The organism is Streptomyces bathyalis, assembly GCF_015910445.1.
GTDB classification, from domain to species: Bacteria; Actinomycetota; Actinomycetes; order Streptomycetales; family Streptomycetaceae; genus Streptomyces; species Streptomyces bathyalis.
Genome location: NZ_CP048882.1, coordinates 5,459,084 through 5,475,269 on the forward strand (window position 1 = coordinate 5,459,084; position 16,186 = coordinate 5,475,269).

At 70.2% G+C, this 16,186-nt stretch carries 14 protein-coding genes and 2 tRNA genes; 14 read left to right on the forward strand and 2 right to left on the reverse strand.

Annotation, left to right across the window (positions count from 1 at the left end; all coding sequences use genetic code 11):
• Positions 1–135 precede the first annotated feature (135 nt).
• The 4 genes from G4Z16_RS23605 to G4Z16_RS23620 all read left to right on the forward strand — a co-directional run bounded on the left by G4Z16_RS23605 (position 136) and on the right by G4Z16_RS23620 (position 4,365).
• A complete protein-coding gene (locus tag G4Z16_RS23605) occupies positions 136–672 on the forward strand; it encodes a YceI family protein (RefSeq protein ID WP_197352674.1) in 537 nt (178 codons plus the stop codon).
• Positions 673–784: 112 nt separating this feature from the next.
• On the forward strand, positions 785–2,047 hold the full coding sequence (locus G4Z16_RS23610; protein WP_197352675.1) for a glutamate-5-semialdehyde dehydrogenase: 1,263 nt from the start codon (positions 785–787) through the stop codon (positions 2,045–2,047).
• A 95-nt stretch (positions 2,048–2,142) separates the two neighbouring features.
• Complete coding sequence (locus tag G4Z16_RS32690) at positions 2,143–3,045, forward strand: SCO2584 family spore wall biosynthesis protein (protein WP_246531018.1); 903 nt, start codon at positions 2,143–2,145, stop codon at positions 3,043–3,045.
• 159 nt (positions 3,046–3,204) lie between these two features.
• On the forward strand, positions 3,205–4,365 hold the full coding sequence (locus G4Z16_RS23620) for an SCO2583 family membrane protein (RefSeq protein WP_197352676.1): 1,161 nt from the start codon (positions 3,205–3,207) through the stop codon (positions 4,363–4,365).
• 84 nt (positions 4,366–4,449) lie between these two features.
• Here the strand turns inward: G4Z16_RS23620 and G4Z16_RS23625 are convergent, their stop codons facing one another.
• A complete protein-coding gene (locus G4Z16_RS23625; RefSeq protein ID WP_197352677.1) occupies positions 4,450–5,547 on the reverse strand; it encodes a M48 family metallopeptidase in 1,098 nt (365 codons plus the stop codon).
• Between the two features lie 335 nt (positions 5,548–5,882).
• Between G4Z16_RS23625 and G4Z16_RS23630 the strand changes: the two genes are divergently transcribed.
• The 8 genes from G4Z16_RS23630 to G4Z16_RS23660 all read left to right on the forward strand — a co-directional run bounded on the left by G4Z16_RS23630 (position 5,883) and on the right by G4Z16_RS23660 (position 10,927).
• Positions 5,883–6,050 (forward strand): hypothetical protein, encoded by a 168-nt coding sequence (locus G4Z16_RS23630; RefSeq protein WP_197352678.1) that lies wholly within the window; start codon positions 5,883–5,885, stop codon positions 6,048–6,050.
• Between the two features lie 132 nt (positions 6,051–6,182).
• Positions 6,183–6,809, forward strand: a complete 627-nt coding sequence (gene nadD, locus G4Z16_RS23635; RefSeq protein WP_197352679.1) for a nicotinate-nucleotide adenylyltransferase — start codon at positions 6,183–6,185, stop codon at positions 6,807–6,809.
• Complete coding sequence (locus G4Z16_RS23640; protein ID WP_197352680.1) at positions 6,806–8,464, forward strand: LCP family protein; 1,659 nt, start codon at positions 6,806–6,808, stop codon at positions 8,462–8,464. Before nadD ends, G4Z16_RS23640 begins: the two co-directional genes overlap by 4 nt.
• Positions 8,465–8,540: 76 nt before the next feature.
• Entirely contained in the window at positions 8,541–9,041 is a 501-nt protein-coding gene (gene rsfS, locus G4Z16_RS23645) for a ribosome silencing factor (RefSeq protein ID WP_197352681.1), read from the forward strand.
• On the forward strand, positions 9,038–9,709 hold the full coding sequence (locus G4Z16_RS23650; protein ID WP_246531019.1) for a histidine phosphatase family protein: 672 nt from the start codon (positions 9,038–9,040) through the stop codon (positions 9,707–9,709). Before rsfS ends, G4Z16_RS23650 begins: the two co-directional genes overlap by 4 nt.
• 97 nt (positions 9,710–9,806) lie before the next feature.
• Positions 9,807–9,879: transfer RNA gene (locus G4Z16_RS23655), tRNA-Ala, on the forward strand.
• A gap of 613 nt (positions 9,880–10,492) precedes the next feature.
• Positions 10,493–10,687 carry a hypothetical protein gene (locus G4Z16_RS33340; protein ID WP_425508110.1) on the forward strand — a complete coding sequence of 65 codons (195 nt, stop codon included), beginning with the start codon at positions 10,493–10,495 and terminating at the stop codon, positions 10,685–10,687.
• Between the two features lie 6 nt (positions 10,688–10,693).
• Entirely contained in the window at positions 10,694–10,927 is a 234-nt protein-coding gene (locus G4Z16_RS23660; protein WP_028435094.1) for a hypothetical protein, read from the forward strand.
• Between the two features lie 16 nt (positions 10,928–10,943).
• Here G4Z16_RS23660 and G4Z16_RS23665 read toward each other — a convergent pair whose 3' ends face one another.
• A complete protein-coding gene (locus tag G4Z16_RS23665; protein ID WP_425508111.1) occupies positions 10,944–12,329 on the reverse strand; it encodes a glycosyltransferase 87 family protein in 1,386 nt (461 codons plus the stop codon).
• Between the two features lie 193 nt (positions 12,330–12,522).
• Between G4Z16_RS23665 and G4Z16_RS23670 the strand changes: the two genes are divergently transcribed.
• Both G4Z16_RS23670 and leuS read left to right on the forward strand, forming a co-directional pair.
• A tRNA-Ala gene (locus tag G4Z16_RS23670) sits at positions 12,523–12,595 on the forward strand.
• Between the two features lie 637 nt (positions 12,596–13,232).
• Complete coding sequence (gene leuS, locus G4Z16_RS23675; protein ID WP_197352682.1) at positions 13,233–16,103, forward strand: leucine--tRNA ligase; 2,871 nt, start codon at positions 13,233–13,235, stop codon at positions 16,101–16,103.
• Positions 16,104–16,186 lie beyond the last annotated feature (83 nt).

Below are 16,186 nucleotides of genomic sequence, written 5' to 3' on the forward strand. Positions count from 1 at the left end.
GGGCGACCCGGAACGATCGGCGGGTGAGGCACCCTACGAAAGTCGTATGCCTCCCGCGGCGGGCGGCCTTCCGTCTCACGAGGAGCCGACGGTCCGCCCTGCCGCGGCATGGACCCGCCGGCGTCCACTAGGGGCATGGAAACCGAACAGGAACGCAGCAGGACGGCTCCCAGGGCGCCCCGGGCGGGCCGCTACGAGATCGACACCGGCAGCTCCGTGCTCGAGTTCACCACCCGGCACGTCTTCGGGCTTCTGCCGGTGAGGGGCACGTTCGCCATCCGGGCGGGGACCGTCGACGTCACCGAGCCTCTCGCCGCCTCCCGGATCCACGCGGAGATCGCGGCGGCAGGATTCGACACGGGGAACCGCTCACGGGACGCCGCCGTACGGTCGCGGCGGTTCCTCGACGCCGATCGGCACCCTCTCATCACCTTCGACGCCGACGCCCTGGAGGAGACGGCGGACGGGGCGCGCATCACGGGGACGCTCACAGCGTCGGGCGTCAGCACGCTCGTGAGCCTGACGGCCGGGGAGTGCACGGTGACGCCGCGGGGGTTCACCGTCCGCGCCACGGCCCGTGTCGACCGCAAGGATTTCGGGGTGACCGCGTCTCCCGGGATGGCCGGGCGCCACCTGGACGTCGTCCTGCGCATCAGGTGCGTGCAGGTCTGACAGGGGGCGCAGCCAGGGGGAAGGGGGCGGTCGCCGGTACGGGGGTCCGGCGGCCGTCCCGCACGGTGGACGGCGGGGCGCCTCCGCCGCGCCCGTCGTTAAGCTCGGAGACATGAGCGCAACGCAGAATTCGCCCGTCACCGAGACCGCCCGCCGCGCGAAGGAGGCCGCCGCCGAACTCGCCCCGCTGCCGCGCACGGCACGGGACGCGGCGCTGCTCGCCGTCGCCGACGCGCTCATCGCCCGTACGGACGAGATCGTCGCCGCCAACGCCGCCGACATCGACAAGGCCCGCGCCGCCGGGACGCCGGACGCCATCGTCGACCGCCTGACGCTCACCCCGGAACGCATCGCGGCCATCGCCTCCGACGTGCGCGACGTGGTCGCCCTTCCCGACCCCGTCGGCGAGGTCGTGCGCGGCTCGACACTGCCCAACGGGCTCGAACTGCGCCAGGTGCGCGTGCCCCTCGGCGTCGTCGGGATCATCTACGAGGCACGCCCCAACGTCACCGTCGACGCCGCCGCGCTGTGCCTGAAGTCCGGCAACGCGGTGCTGCTGCGCGGCTCCTCCTCCGCGTACGCCTCGAACGGTGCCCTCGTCGAGGTGCTGCGTGACGCCGTCGCGGGTGCCGGCGTGCCCGCCGACGCCGTGCAGCTCGTACCGGGCGAGAGCAGGGACAGCGTCCGTGAACTCATGCGCGCCCGCGGCCTGGTGGACGTGCTGATTCCGCGCGGCGGGGCCTCGCTCATCCGTTCCGTGGTCGAGGAGTCCACGGTCCCCGTCATCGAGACCGGTGTCGGCAACTGCCATGTGTACATCGACGAGGCCGCCGACCTCGAGACCGCCGTCGCGATCCTCGTCAACTCCAAGGCGCAGCGCCCAAGTGTCTGCAACGCCGCCGAGACCGTCCTCGTACACGAAGGTGTGGCGGCGGAGTTCCTGCCGCTCGCCGTCGAGGCCCTCGCCGAGGCGGGCGTGACGGTGCACGGCGACGAGGCGTGGCAGAAGGCGGGCGCGCAGGTCGTCCCCGCCACCGACGAGGACTGGGGCACCGAGTACCTCTCGTACGACATCGCCGCGGCCGTCGTGCCGTCACTGGACGCCGCGGTGCGGCACATCCGCGAGTGGAGTTCGGGTCACACGGAGGCGATCGTCACCGGCGACACCGCGGCCGCGCGCCGCTTCACATCGCTGGTCGATTCGACCGCCGTGATGGTCAATGCGTCCACACGTTTCACGGACGGCGGCCAGTTCGGTTTCGGGGCCGAGATCGGCATCTCCACGCAGAAGCTGCACGCACGCGGCCCGATGGGCCTGCCCGAGCTGACCTCCACGAAGTACGTGGTCACGGGGGACGGTCACACCCGCGGTTAGTGCATGCGGCGCCGTCATGGGGGGCGGTTGCGCATGTTCTGACGGAATCCCGCTTCTCCCTGCCCTTATTGACCACAAAGGTCTACGCTGACAGCGTGCCGGACGACGTGGGGGGCCAGCCGTTCCCGGACGGCGAGGAGCCCGAGTACCGCTACGGGGCCGCGGACGAGGAGTTCGCCGCCCTGGTGCTCGACGAGGACTTCGTACGGTCAGCGGTCATTCACGAGCCCACCGCCGTCGAACGCATATTGGCGGCCGCGCAGTCGCACGCCGAGAGCGAGACTGTCCGCGGCTTCGAGGACGGCTATGGGTACGGGCCGGGCACCGAGGGCGAGTTCGGCCTGGACGAGGACGATCCGGACGGAACCGGAGACCCGGACGGGCTGGCCGGCGCGGAGGATCCGGACGACGACGATGACGAGGGGCGTTTCGACCGCTCCGACTACACCGAATACCTGGAGTCGTCCGAGGGGGACGAGTACGACCACTACGGGCCGCACGAGTCGTACGGGCCGTACGGGCCGTACAACTACAACCCCAACTCCTTCGGCGACACCGGCCATTACGCCCCGTACCAGTACGGCCGATTTGTCGACTACGACCAGCAGGACCAGTACGGGCAGTACATCCGATTCGGCATCAACCGCCGCTACGACCCCCGTTTCGACCTGGGGGAGGAGCACGGTTCCGACTACCGCCGCCAGGGCGAACGCCGCTCCGAAAACCGCCGCTCGGGGCGCGGGAAGCACGGTGCCGCCCCGCGCCGCCGCGTCTACCGCGGCCACATGCGGTGGCAGCGGCCCGTCGCGTGGCTGCTGGCCCTGGTGATGGGCATCGGCATGGTCGCCCTCGCGCTCGGCGCGGTCTACCGGGGGACCTCGCAGCAGCGGCAGGACCCTTCGCCTCCGCCCGCGACGACCGATGTCGACTCCTCCGGCAAGGACCAGGACGGCGCGCAGCGGACACCGGACGTCCCCGCGCAGCCCAAGTCCGGCTGAGACCCGCCACCCGGCGCGCGTACGGGTGCACGCCGCGCGGACCGTACGGTCACCGGCTCGTCACGCCGGGGCGACAAGGTGTTCACGAACACGCGCATCCGCCAGGTTGTCGGCGCACAGAAGCGTTTACGGAGAGCCGGGCGGACCTACTCTGTTGGTATGGCCGGGCGAGGCAATCCCCCCGAGGGAACACCCGACGACGCGTCCGGGGGCGACGACGAGTATCGCGACGACTACCGATCCGTCGTCTTCGATGAGTCCTTCATCAAGGCTGCGCGGCTCCAGGAGTTCTCCGCGCGCGAGCGCATGGAGGACGAGGAGCACGCCGCCGTACGCAACCGTGCCTTCACCCCGCCCGGCGACGCCACCGACGAGGAGCAGAACGGCACTTACGTCCGGGGTTCCATCACCGCCTCCCGGCAGGGCATCGTCCTGGTGCTGCTGATCGTCCTCGCCTTCGGCACGGCGATCTACATGGGAATCCGAAACCCCTACCAGGCTCCGCCCGAACCGCCCGCCGAGCCGATGCGCAACGCGCTGCTTCCCCTGGCGCCCCGCGACGAGGTGCCGGGCGCCACGCCCGCCGACCTCTTCCAGCACAGCCCGGCCGCACAGTTCCGCGCCGGAGCCGACGGCGTGACGCTGCCGCCCGTGCGCCGCACCCGGCACTTCTCCGAGAGCCAGGTGCTCTCGTCCCTGACGGCCGCCAAGGAGTACATCGTCACCAGCTCGCTCGACCCGTCCGTGCTGAGCGGGAACAGCGTCCGTGACGTGCGGATAATGCTCGACCCGGTGCAGCACGAGCAGTTCGACCAGAGCATGGACCACCCGCGCAACGACGGGCGGCACTCCGCTACGGGCTGGATGGTCCGCTTCGACCCGTCGAAGACGGCGCTCGCCGACGCGGGGATCCGGGTCAACGGCACCATGACCGTGCAGGAGGCGGGCCCCGACGCGCTGGAAGTCGTCGCGGACCACGTCTTCGTCTACGCGGTGCGGGCGACGGACGAGGGGGAGGGGCAGAAGGCCGCGAAGAATTCCTCCCTCTTCACGGTGCGTCGCGAAGTGCGTTTCCAGGTCGACCGCGAGGACCTGAGGCGGCAGCAACTGAGCGTGCTTCAGGTCTCGATGCGTGCCGGGCCGCTGCCCTGCTCCGCCGACATGTCGGGCGCGCTGGCGCCGCTGCTGGCAGGCGAGAAGGCCAAGGACGACGGGGCGGCCGGCACCGACCCGTACGCGCGCGGACGGACCTCGGCCTCGTTGTGCGGTCTTCTCTCCACCAGCTCGCAGCCGAGCCCGGCCGCGAAGAAGGACGATTAGCCACACCGGCGGACTTCAGGCCGGTACGGCCAGTACGAACTCCCGCGTGCCGGGCCCGTGCTGACGGAGATTCGAGCCGCGGCCCTAACTGGAGCTGCCGCCGCCCGAGTTGTTGCCACCGTCCTCGCCGTTGCCGTTGCCTCCGCTGCTTCCCGTGTTCCTTCCGGTGAAGGTGTCGCGCAGCTTGCCGCCCAGGTCGCCGGCGCCGCCCGCGATGTCGCGGACGAGACCCATCAGCGGGTCCTTGCTGTTCTTGAACGACTCCGTGTAGTGGCCGGCAGACTGCTTGAACGAGTCGGAGACCGACGTCTGCTTGTCGTCCTCACGCCGGTCGTAGTGGCCGTCCATGATGCGCTGGTGGTCGCGGCTCTCGGCCCACTTCTTCAACTCGGCCGCACGCACCGCGGTGAAGGGGTGGCTGCGCGGCAGCACATTCATGATCTTCAGCACGGAGTCGCGGATGTCGCCGCCCGACTCGTACTCCTCGGCCTGCGCGAGGAACGAGTCCACGTTCATCGAGTGCAGGTGGTTGCCGCCGGCGAGCTTCATCAGCCCGCGCATCGAGGCCTGCAGATCCTGCCCGACAAGCAGCCCCGCACGGTCCGCCGACAGCTCCGACTTGCGGAACCACTCGCGCAGCGCGGTCACTATCGCCATGATCGCGACGTTGCCCAGCGGGATCCACGCGACCTTGAGCGCGAGATTCGTCAGGAAGAGCAGGATGGTGCGGTAGACGGCGTGCCCCGAGAGGGCGTGGCCCACCTCGTGGCCGATGACCGTCCGCATCTCCTCCTCGTCCAGCAGCTCCACGAGACCAGTGGTGAGGACGATGACGGGCGCGTCGAGCCCGATGCACATCGCGTTCGGATTCGGGTCCTGACTGACGTACATCGGCGGGACCTTCTCCAGGTCCAGTATGTAACAGGCGTCCCGCAGCATCGAGTTGAGATGCGCGAACTGCTCGTCGTTGACGCGCACCGAGTTGGCGAGGAAGAGCAGCCTGAGGCTGCGCTCGGTCACCAGCCCGCTCAGTGCCTTGAAGACCGAGTCGAAACCGCTCAGTTTGCGCAGCGCGACGAGCGCCGAGCGGTCCGAGGGATGTTCGTACGCCCGGGAGGAGATCCCCGGGAAGCGGCGCCGGTTGCGGCCGGGCAGCCGCTCGGTGCCTGCGTTGTCGCTCATTGCGTTCCCCCTGTCGCTTCATCACCGTTCGCGGTGGATTGAGGTCAGCCTAGGCGCTCGGAACCGGAATGCCCGGGGCGAACGCGTCCGAGGGGAAACCCCGGACGTGGGGAGGAGACGTCGCCGGGCCCCCGGAAGGTTGCGTGGAGGCGACGGACGGGCGCGATGCGGGGCCGCGCACGGCGCCGGCGAAGGCGAGTTCCCCGAGGACAGACAGGCGACGGCCGGGGCCGGGAGAGGAAGCGAGAGGTGCCGTCGGCCCGCCGACGGCCCCCGCATACGATGTGCAGCACACAACGTACTGTCCGGCTCACACGTGGATAGGTCCTGCCGAGATGACGCTTCCCAGCACCGCCCACCACGCCTTCGCCGCTCTGGCCTCCGAGGGGGGCGAGCACGCGGGCGGGCACGACCCCGTGCTCCCCTACATCACCGGTGGCGGGGCGCTGCTGGCTCTGCTTCTCCTGCTGTGGATCACCACTCGCTTCAACCGGGACCGCTGACCCTCACGCGATCCGCAGCCCTCCCGGGCGTCCCGTGTCTCCTGGACGTCGCCTCGCAGTGTCGTGCCCGTGGCCCACGCGTCGTACGGGCGGAGCAGCGGAGCGCGGAACGAGGGGATAAGGTCGGCTCGCATGGGAGAGGACATAGTGCCCGGCACCGGCAAGCGGCGGCTGGGAGTGATGGGCGGGACATTCGACCCGATCCACCACGGGCACCTCGTCGCCGCCAGCGAGGTGGCCACGCGCTTCCACCTCGACGAAGTCGTCTTCGTACCGACCGGGCAGCCGTGGCAGAAGAGCCACCAGCACGTCTCGCCCGCCGAGGACCGCTATCTGATGACGGTCATCGCGACGGCCTCCAATCCGCAGTTCTCGGTCAGCCGCATCGACATCGACCGCGGTGGCCGCACCTACACCATCGACACACTGCGTGATCTGCGAGCCGCCAACCCGGAGACGGACCTCTTCTTCATCACCGGGGCGGACGCCCTCGCCCAGATCCTGGGCTGGCGCGACGCCGACGAACTGTTCTCCCTGGCCCACTTCATCGGCGCCACCCGGCCCGGGCACACGCTGACCGATCCGGGCCTGCCGGACGGAGGGGTGTCGCTGGTGGAGGTCCCGGCGCTGGCCATCTCCTCGACGGACTGCCGTGCGCGGGTCCGGCGGGGAGATCCCGTCTGGTACCTGGTCCCGGACGGCGTCGTGCGCTACATCAACAAGCGGGGACTGTACGGGGAGGAGGCGCCCAACCCATGAACGAGCGCTACGGATACGACCCGTACGGGCAGCAGCAGGGCCAGCAGCCGCCCGAGGAGCCCCGGTTCCTCGGCTACGACGAGTACGGGCAGCCCGTCTACGGCTACGAGGAGAGCGGGCCGTACGGGCAGCAGACCGCACAGCCGGGGCAGTCGACGCAGCCGGGGCAGTCCGGGCAGCAGGGCTACGGCTACGACGCCTACGACGGGCGCGGCGGACACGAGGGCTACGGCGCGTACGGACAGCAGGCGCCGCCGCAGCCGTACCCGCAGAACCCGATGCCCCAGCCGCAGACGCAGCAGCACACACAGCAGGAGTGGATCCCGCAGCAGCAGTCGGCCGCCGGCGCGGGCGTCACGGGTGACCGCGGCCGGGCGGGCGGCCAGGGCCAGGATTCCGACGGCGGATACCGCACGGAGGAGTTCTCCTTCGTCGAGGAGCAGGCGGACGACTCCGACGACGTCATCGACTGGCTCAAGTTCAGCGAGAGCCGCACCGAGCGCCGCGAGGAGGCCAAGCGCCGCGGCCGCAACCGCATCGTCCTGCTCGTCGTGGCCCTCGTCATGATCGCGGCCGGCGGCGTCGGCTACCTCTGGTACGCGGGCAAGCTGCCGGACCTGAACGGCGACAAGGGCGGCGCCGCCACGGCGGCCGGCCAGCAGCGCGACGTGATCGTCGTGCATCTGCGCTCGCTGAACGGCGGCGGCAGTTCGACCGCGCTGCTCGTGGACAACGTCGACGCCAAGCGCGGCAACACGGTCCTGCTCCCGAACTCGCTCGCCGTCTCCGGCGAGAACGGCACCACTACCACCCTGGCCAAGGCCGTCGAGGACGAGGGCACGGCCCCGACCCGGGAGGCCCTCGGCACGCTCCTGGGCGCCGACATCAAGGGCAGCTGGCGGCTGGACACCCCGTACCTGGAGAACCTCGTCGAGCTGGTCGGCGGTATCAAGGTCGACGCGAATGCCACCGTCCCCGGCGAGAAGAAGGGCGACGAACCGCTGGTCAAGCGCGGCAGGGCGCAGACCCTCGACGGGCGCGCGGCCGTCGGCTACGCGACCTACCGCGGGAAGGGCGAGCCCCAGACGCGTCAGCTGGAGCGCTTCGGCGAGGTCATGCACCAGACGCTGCGGAAGCTCTCCAGCGACTCCAAGTCGGCGACGAAGACGGTGGAGACCCTCGGCCAGATCCCCGACCCGTCGCTGCCGGAGCCCGAGCTGGGTGCCTCCCTGGCGAAGCTGGCGAGCCAGGCGAAGGGCGGCGCGTACAAGACGCAGGTGCTGCCCGTCAGGGCCAACGGCACGCTCAGCGAGGGTACGAGCGAGGGCCTGGTGAAGCAGGTGCTCGGCGGCACGGTCAAGAACACCGACCCGGACGCGGCGCCCAGGGTGAAGATCGTCAACGCCAGCGGCAAGGGCGGCAGCGACGACACGGCGTCCGCGGCCCTGGTCAACAGCGGCTACACCGTCGTCAAGGGCGGTGCGGGCGACAAGGCGCAGGCGCGCTCCCAGGTGACGTACGCCGACGGCAAGTACAAGGCCAAGGCGCAGGAAGTGGCCAAGACCCTCGGCCTGCCAGGGAACGCCGTACGCAAGGGCAAGGGAGCGGCGAACGCGGATGTGGCGGTCGTGCTGGGCCGGGACTACAAGGAGTGAGAGCCCCCGGCCGGGCGTGAGATCCTTGTTGTGATACGCACACATGACCGCTGCTTCCGATTCGAAAGCTTTGCCTGTGACCGCCACGGACCGTTCCATCGAGCTGATCGACGCCGCCGCCCAGGCGGCCGCGGACAAGCTCGCGCACGACATCGTCGCCTACGACGTCAGCGACGTGCTCGCCATCACCGACGCCTTCCTGCTCGCCTCCGCACCGAACGACCGCCAGGTCAAGGCCATCGTCGACGAGATCGAGGAGCGGCTGCTGAAGGAGCAGGGCGCCAAGCCGGCCCGCCGTGAGGGGGAGCGCGACGGGCGCTGGGTGCTCCTCGACTTCGTCGACATCGTGGTGCACGTCCAGCACAGCGAGGAACGGGTCTTCTACGCCCTGGAACGGCTCTGGAAGGACTGCCCCGAGATCGACCTGCCCGACGACGCCAAGGCGACGCACGGCAAGGGCCGCGAGCACGCCGTGCAGGAGGCGGCGGCCGGCAGGGGCGACGGTGACGGCCAGGACGGCACCTCCGCGCCGTACGGGGCCGCGTCGGAGCGGAACGGAAGCGAAGGACTGCGGTGACGGCGCCTGCCGTGACCCCCGGGCCGACGGTGCGCCGCGACCGCAGGGTCGTGCTCTGGCGGCACGGGCAGACAGCCTGGAACCTCGAGCGCCGCTTCCAGGGCTCCACCGACATCGAGCTGACCCCGGCAGGCCTTGAGCAGGCGCGCCGCTCCGCCCGTCTGCTGGCCGCCCTGCGGCCCGACGCGATCCTCGCCTCCGACCTGCGCCGTACCGCCGACACGGCGGCCGAACTCGCCTCCATCACCGGCCTCGACGTGACACACGACGAGGCACTGCGCGAGACGTACGCGGGCGCGTGGCAGGGCCTCACGCACGAGGAGATCGTCGAGCGGTACGGCAACGAGTACGCGGCGTGGAAGCGCGGCGAGCCGGTGCGGCGCGGCGGCGGTGAGCTGGAGACCGAGGTCGCGGACCGGGCCGCGCCCGTCGTGGAGCGGAACGCCGAGAAGCTCCCGCCCGGAGGCACGCTGGTCGTCGTCAGCCACGGCGGCACCATCCGCACGACCATCGGACGGCTGCTCGGCCTCGTACCCCAGACCTGGGAAGCGCTCGGCGGGCTCTCCAACTGCTGCTGGTCCGTGCTCGGCGAGGGCATGCGAGGCTGGCGGCTGCTGGAGCACAACGCGGGCACGCTGCCGCAGCCGGTGCTCGGCGACGACGACTGATCCGGACCCGGCCGATTTCCCATCCGGCCTGGTCACGGGTTAGGCTTCCTCCCGTTCACGAGGCCGTGCGGATGTCCGGCCGGTGCGTGAACTGCCCGGGGCTATAGCTCAGTTGGTAGAGCGCTTGCATGGCATGCAAGAGGTCAGGAGTTCGATTCTCCTTAGCTCCACGAGTGCGAGGGTGATCTGTGTCCGCGGAAAGCGCGGACCTGGGTCGCCCTCTTTGTTTTTGCGAGGCTTCGCCTCGCGGGGCGGGGGCTCCGCCACCCGCACCCCCGGCGGGGGCTTCGCCCCCGGCACCCCCCTTTTGCGGGGGCTGCGCCCCCTGCGGCCCCGTTGTGGCTGGGGTTTCGCGTCTGGCACCTCCGGCGGGGGCTGCGCCCCCTGCGGCCCCGTTGTGGCTGGGGTTTCGCGTCTGTCTGCGCCGGGGTGGCAAGGGTTTGATGCTCGCTTTCCGTTGTGGGGGCTTCTGTCACCCTGCGGCCAGGGGTGGCTGGGGGCCGGGGCGCCGCGGGTTCGTGAACACATATGTGGGGTTCTCGTGGGGTTCGGGCGCGGAACAACCAGGGGGGTGCCGGGTGTTGCCCTATCGGCCCGCCACCGCGGGCACGGTCGGTGAGCCGCAGGCCGGAACCGGAATGCGGCCGGATCCGTCGACTCTGCGAGGCTTCGCCTCACAAACTCGGTCCACCCCCTATCGCCGACCAGGTCTCCTGAGCAATGGGAGAACGTGGCAGAATCGTGATGGCCGGAGGGGGGAAGGCCGAGGGGAGGGCGCGTGCGATGTCGGCAGGAGTCCTCGTCGAGGGCAGTCGGCAATCGGTTCGCCCACGCACAAGCCCAGCCATCGGTCCGGCAGCGGTGTCATCACGGACGTTGCTGTGTCCGGCATGCGGTTCATCGGACGTTGCCCAGATGCTCGGCGACAATGGAGGAGTTTCCTACGTGTGCACGACCTGCGGCCACAGCTGGGGCTGATGACTGATGGGTGCACACAGCCGGAAGTGCGACTGGTGCGGCAGCGGTACGCCCGTTGTCCGCGACATGGAGCCGGTCAACCCCGAGTTCCAGTTCTGGTGTGAGGACTGCGCGCGGGCGCTGATCATAAAGGGCGATCCGATCGAGACGTACCGGGAGCTGGACGGCGAGCCCATCTACGGACGCCTGCTCGACGAGCACTGCACCCTGAAGCGCTTCTACTCCTTCGTCACCGCCTGACACGCGGCCCCGACGGTCAACCTGCCGGTGACGCGGCGGGGTTGGCAACACGGTCCGGCTCGTACGGAGCAGGCTTGCGCAGGGCCCGGACGGACAGCACACCTGCCAGCGCCAGAACGCCCAGGCCACCTGCCGGATAGAGCGCCGAGAGGGCCATCTCGCCCACCGTCTGGTGGAGTTCCGGCTTCACCGGACCCGGTTCACCGTGCGGGACCAACCACAGCGCGTACGAACAGAACAGCAGCATCGCGCCCACGGCCGACGCCCGCCAGAACAGGGCCCGTTCGCGCTCCAGCGCCTCGGTGACCAGCAGCATCACAAGCGGAACGCACCACACCCAGTGATGCGACCAGGAGACGGGACTCACCAGCAGAGCCGTGAAGGCGCACGCCAGAGCCGCCCACGCCGGTGCGTACGGCAGCCGGCGGCTGCCCGCCGAGGCCGCCGCGACGGCGACGGCCAGCCCGGACAGGGCCACGAAAGCGGCGACCACGAGCCAAGGCCATCCCGGGTCGCCGGTGTGCAGCAGCCTGGCGACGACCCCGCGCAGCGACTGGTTGTCCGTGATCTCCGTATGCCCGACGCGGTCCGACCGGAAGAGGGCATGGAACCAGAACCGCCGTGAGTCGTACGGCAGAACCAGCGCGCTCAGCAGCACGGTGCCGGCGAACGCCCCCGCGGCGACGGCGGATTGCCGCAATTGGTGATTCCACACGGCGGCCCGGCCGCCGCCGGCGCGCATGCCGTGCACGGCCCGCACCGTGCCGTACAGCGCGAGGAAGACCGCGAACAGGGCCGGCGTCAGCTTGATCCCCGCGGCGATGCCGATGCCCGCACCCGCGAAGCGGTGGCCGGGACGGCGCGAGAGGTCCCACAGCACAAGTGCCGTCAGCAGCAGGTTGATCTGCCCGTAGCGCAAGGTCGTCCACAGCGGTTCGCACCAAACGAGCACGGCCGAGATCAGCAGCACGGCGGCGGGACGCGGCAGGTCGGCGAAACGGGACGACCGGGAGGAGCGCCCGATCAGCCGGAAGGAGAGATGGACGACCGTCACCAGCAGGATCAGGTTGCCGGCGGTCGCCGCCGTCCGCATCGCCGGGACGTCCAGCAGCGTCAACGGCACGAACAGCAGTGCCGCGAAAGGCGGATAGGTGGTGGGGAGATCCGCGTACGTGGCGCGCATCTCGTACAGATCGCCACCGGTGCGTACGGTCCAGCCCTCCGCCCGGTAGACCATCACGTCGATCAGGGACACGCCGCTGATCCGCTGGGCCGTCCAGAACGCGGCGAAAGAGAGCAGGCAGACACCGGAAGCGATCAGTACCGGTCGCCGCAGTACGACGGCCATGAGCGGGCTACGGCCTCGGGACCGGCTCTGTGCGAACTGCTGCAGTGCGCTCACGGCGGTGCGGGCTCCGGAGTCGTGATCGTGGCGGGACGGGCGGCGGGCGGGCGAGGGCGTCGACAGTACCCGTCGGCGAGTCGGGCCGCGGCCGGACCGCAAGAGGCCCCGGGAAAGGGATTTGGCGGAACGTGGCAGAGGCCGTGTAAGGTTGGCGACGCCGCCGAGGGGCTGACCCCGGCGGACCAGTATTGGGGCTATAGCTCAGTTGGTAGAGCGCTTGCATGGCATGCAAGAGGTCAGGAGTTCGATTCTCCTTAGCTCCACGAGTGCGAGGGTGATCTGTGTCCGCAGGAAGCGCGGACCGGGTCGCTCTCTTTGTTTTTGCGAGGCTTCGCCTCGCGGGGCGGGGGCTCCGCCACCCGCACCCCCGGCGGGGGCTGCGCCCCCTGCGGCCCCCTTTTGCGGGGGCTGCGCCCCCTGCGCCCCGTCGTGGCTGGGGTTCGCGCCCTCCTCCGGTCGTGGCTGGGGTTCGCGTCTGCCTGCGCCCAGGGGTGGCTGGGGTTTGATCTTCGCTCTCCGTGGGGGGCTGCGCTCCGTGTGGCTCGGGTTGACCGTCAGGCTTCCTGGTGGGGGTGCGCGCTCTGGATGGCCGGCCGGGTTCGGGTTCGGGTGGGCAACTCGGTGGTCCGGGCACGGACTTCGTGGGCGGGGCGGCGGAGGGGCGTGAAGCAGGTCACTGGTGCGGGCGGAGGCCGGGGGAATCCCGTACGACGGGGCACAGCCCTTGCGGTACCCTGACCGCATGCGTGCCGTACGCCTTCTGCTTAGCCGGCCGCGCTGATCAGTCCCGGTCCCCGGATCCGAAGATCGGAAGGACCGGAATCGGCGCGGCGTCCCCTCCTGTGCGAGGGGTTTTTTCATTTGCGCTCGGCAGAGACGACCGATGGAGCTTTGAGGACGATGAGCGAGACCACGAACGCCGCGGAGAACGCGGCTCCCCATCGCTACACGGCGGCACTGGCCGCCGACATCGAGGCGCGCTGGCAGGACTTCTGGGAGAAGCAGGGCACCTACGAGACACCGAACCCCGGCGACGGCGACCTGTCCGGCGACCCGGCGGTGGTGGCCAAGCCCAAGAAATTCATCATGGACATGTTTCCGTACCCCTCGGGTGCGGGCCTGCACGTGGGTCACCCGCTGGGATACATCGCCACCGACGTCTTCGCCCGCCACCAGCGGATGACGGGGCACAACGTCCTGCACACCCTGGGCTTCGACGCCTTCGGCCTGCCCGCCGAGCAGTACGCGGTGCAGACCGGCACGCACCCGCGGGCGTCCACCGAGGCCAACATCGTCCAGATGAAGGCGCAGCTGCGTCGCCTGGGCCTGGGCCACGACCAGCGCCGCGGCTTCGCGACGATCGACCCGGATTACTACAAGTGGACGCAGTGGATCTTCCTGCAGATCTTCAACTCCTGGTACGACCCCGAGGCGGACAAGGCGCGTCCGATCGGCACGCTGATCGACCAGTTCGCGTCGGGGCAGCGTGAGACGCCTGAGGGCTTCGGACGCTGGGACGAACTGAACGACGTGCAGCGGGCCGAGGTCCTGGGCGAGTACCGCCTGGCGTACGCCTCCGACGCCCCCGTCAACTGGTGCCCCGGACTGGGCACCGTGCTGGCCAACGAGGAGGTCACGGCCGAGGGCCGCTCCGAGCGCGGCAACTACCCCGTCTTCAAGGCCGAGCTGCGCCAGTGGAACATGCGCATCACCGCCTACGCGGACCGGCTGCTGACCGACCTGGACGGCCTGGACTGGCCCGAGGCGATCAAGCTGCAGCAGCGCAACTGGATCGGACGGAGCGAGGGCGCCCGCGTCGAATTCCCGCTGGGCGACAGCACGATCGAGATCTTCACCACCCGGCAGGACACCCTGTTCGGCGCCACCTACATGGTGCTGGCTCCCGAACATCCCATGGTCGACAGCGTCGTGCCCGTGGAGTGGCCCGAAGGAACCCACGAGGTATGGACGGGCGGCCACTCCGACCCCGGCGCGGCCGTCGCCGCCTACCGCGCGCAGGCGGCCTCGAAGTCGGACGTCGAGCGGCAGGCCGAGGCCAAGGACAAGACCGGTGTGTTCACCGGCGCCTACGCCACGAACCCCGTCAACGGCGAGCGGATCCCCGTCTTCATCGCCGACTACGTGCTGATGGGTTACGGCACCGGCGCCATCATGGCCGTCCCGGCGCACGACCACCGCGACTTCGCCTTCGCTCGCGCCTTCGAACTGCCCATGCGGTGCGTGGTGGAGCCCTCCGACGACCGCGGCACGGACACCGACCGGTGGGACGACGCCTTCGTCTCGTACGACGCGAGGATCGTCAACTCGGCCGGTGACGTCTCGCTGGACGGGCTGGGCGTGACCGACGCCAAGGCACGGATCACCGAGTGGCTGGAGAGCCGCGGAATCGGCGCCGGCACCGTCAACTTCCGTCTGCGTGACTGGCTGTTCAGCCGCCAGCGATACTGGGGCGAGCCCTTCCCGATCATCTACGACGAGGAAGGCGTCGCGCACTCGCTGCCCGAGTCGATGCTGCCGCTGCAGCTGCCCGAGGTCGACGACTACTCGCCGCGGACCTTCGAGCCCGACAACGCCGACACCGTTCCCGAGACGCCTCTGTCGCGCAACGAGGAGTGGGTGAACGTCACCCTGGACCTGGGCGACGGCAAGGGCCCGCGACGCTTCCGCCGCGAGACCAACACGATGCCCAACTGGGCCGGTTCGTGCTGGTACGAGCTGCGCTACCTGGATCCGCACAACCGCGAGCAGCTGGTCGACCCCGGGGTCGAGCGCTACTGGATGGGCCCCCGCGAGGGCATCCCGCACGGTGGTGTCGACCTGTACGTCGGCGGCGCCGAACACGCCGTGCTGCACCTGCTGTACGCGCGTTTCTGGTCGAAGGTGCTGTACGACCTGGGGCACGTCTCCTCCGCGGAGCCGTTCCACAAGCTGTACAACCAGGGCATGATCCAGGCCTACGTCTACCGCGACAGCCGCGGCATCGCCGTACCGGCTGCCGAGGTGGAAGAGGCCGACGGCGAGTACTTCCACAACGGCGAGCGGGTCAGCCGGCTGCTGGGGAAGATGGGCAAGTCCCTGAAGAACGCCGTCACACCGGACGAGATCTGCGCCGAGTACGGTGCGGACACGCTGCGTCTGTACGAGATGGCGATGGGCCCGCTGGATGTGTCGCGGCCCTGGGACACGCGTGCGGTCGTCGGCCAGTACCGGCTGCTGCAGCGCCTGTGGCGCAACGTGGTCGACGAGACGACCGGCGAGGTCACCGTCGTCGACGCCGAGCCGGACGAGGACACGCTGCGTGCGCTGCACAAGGCGATCGACGGCGTCACGCAGGACATGGCGGCGCTGCGGTTCAACACGGCCATCGCGAAGATCACCGAGCTGAACAACCACGTCACCAAGGTGCGTGAGGTTCCGCGCTCGGTGGCGGAACGGATGCTGCTGCTGATCGCCCCGCTGGCACCGCACATCGCCGAGGAGCTGTGGCGGAGGCTGGGCCACGAAGAGAGCGTCGTGTACGAGGACTTCCCCGTCGCCGACCCCGCATATCTGGTCGACGAGACCGTGACCTGCGTGGTGCAGGTGAAGGGCAAGGTCAAGGCGCGGCTGGAGGTCTCCCCGTCCATCTCGGAGGCAGACCTGGAGGCGCAGGCGCTGGCCGAGCCGGCGATCGTCGGCGCGCTGGGCGGCGCGGCCATCCGGAGGGTGATCGTGCGGGCGCCGAAGCTGGTGAACGTCGTACCGGGCTGAGCCCTGGCACGCCGGGGTCCGGGCGCTCACGCGTCCCGGGCCCCACGGTCGTGCCGCATCGCTGCCTCGTGCGGCCACCCCGT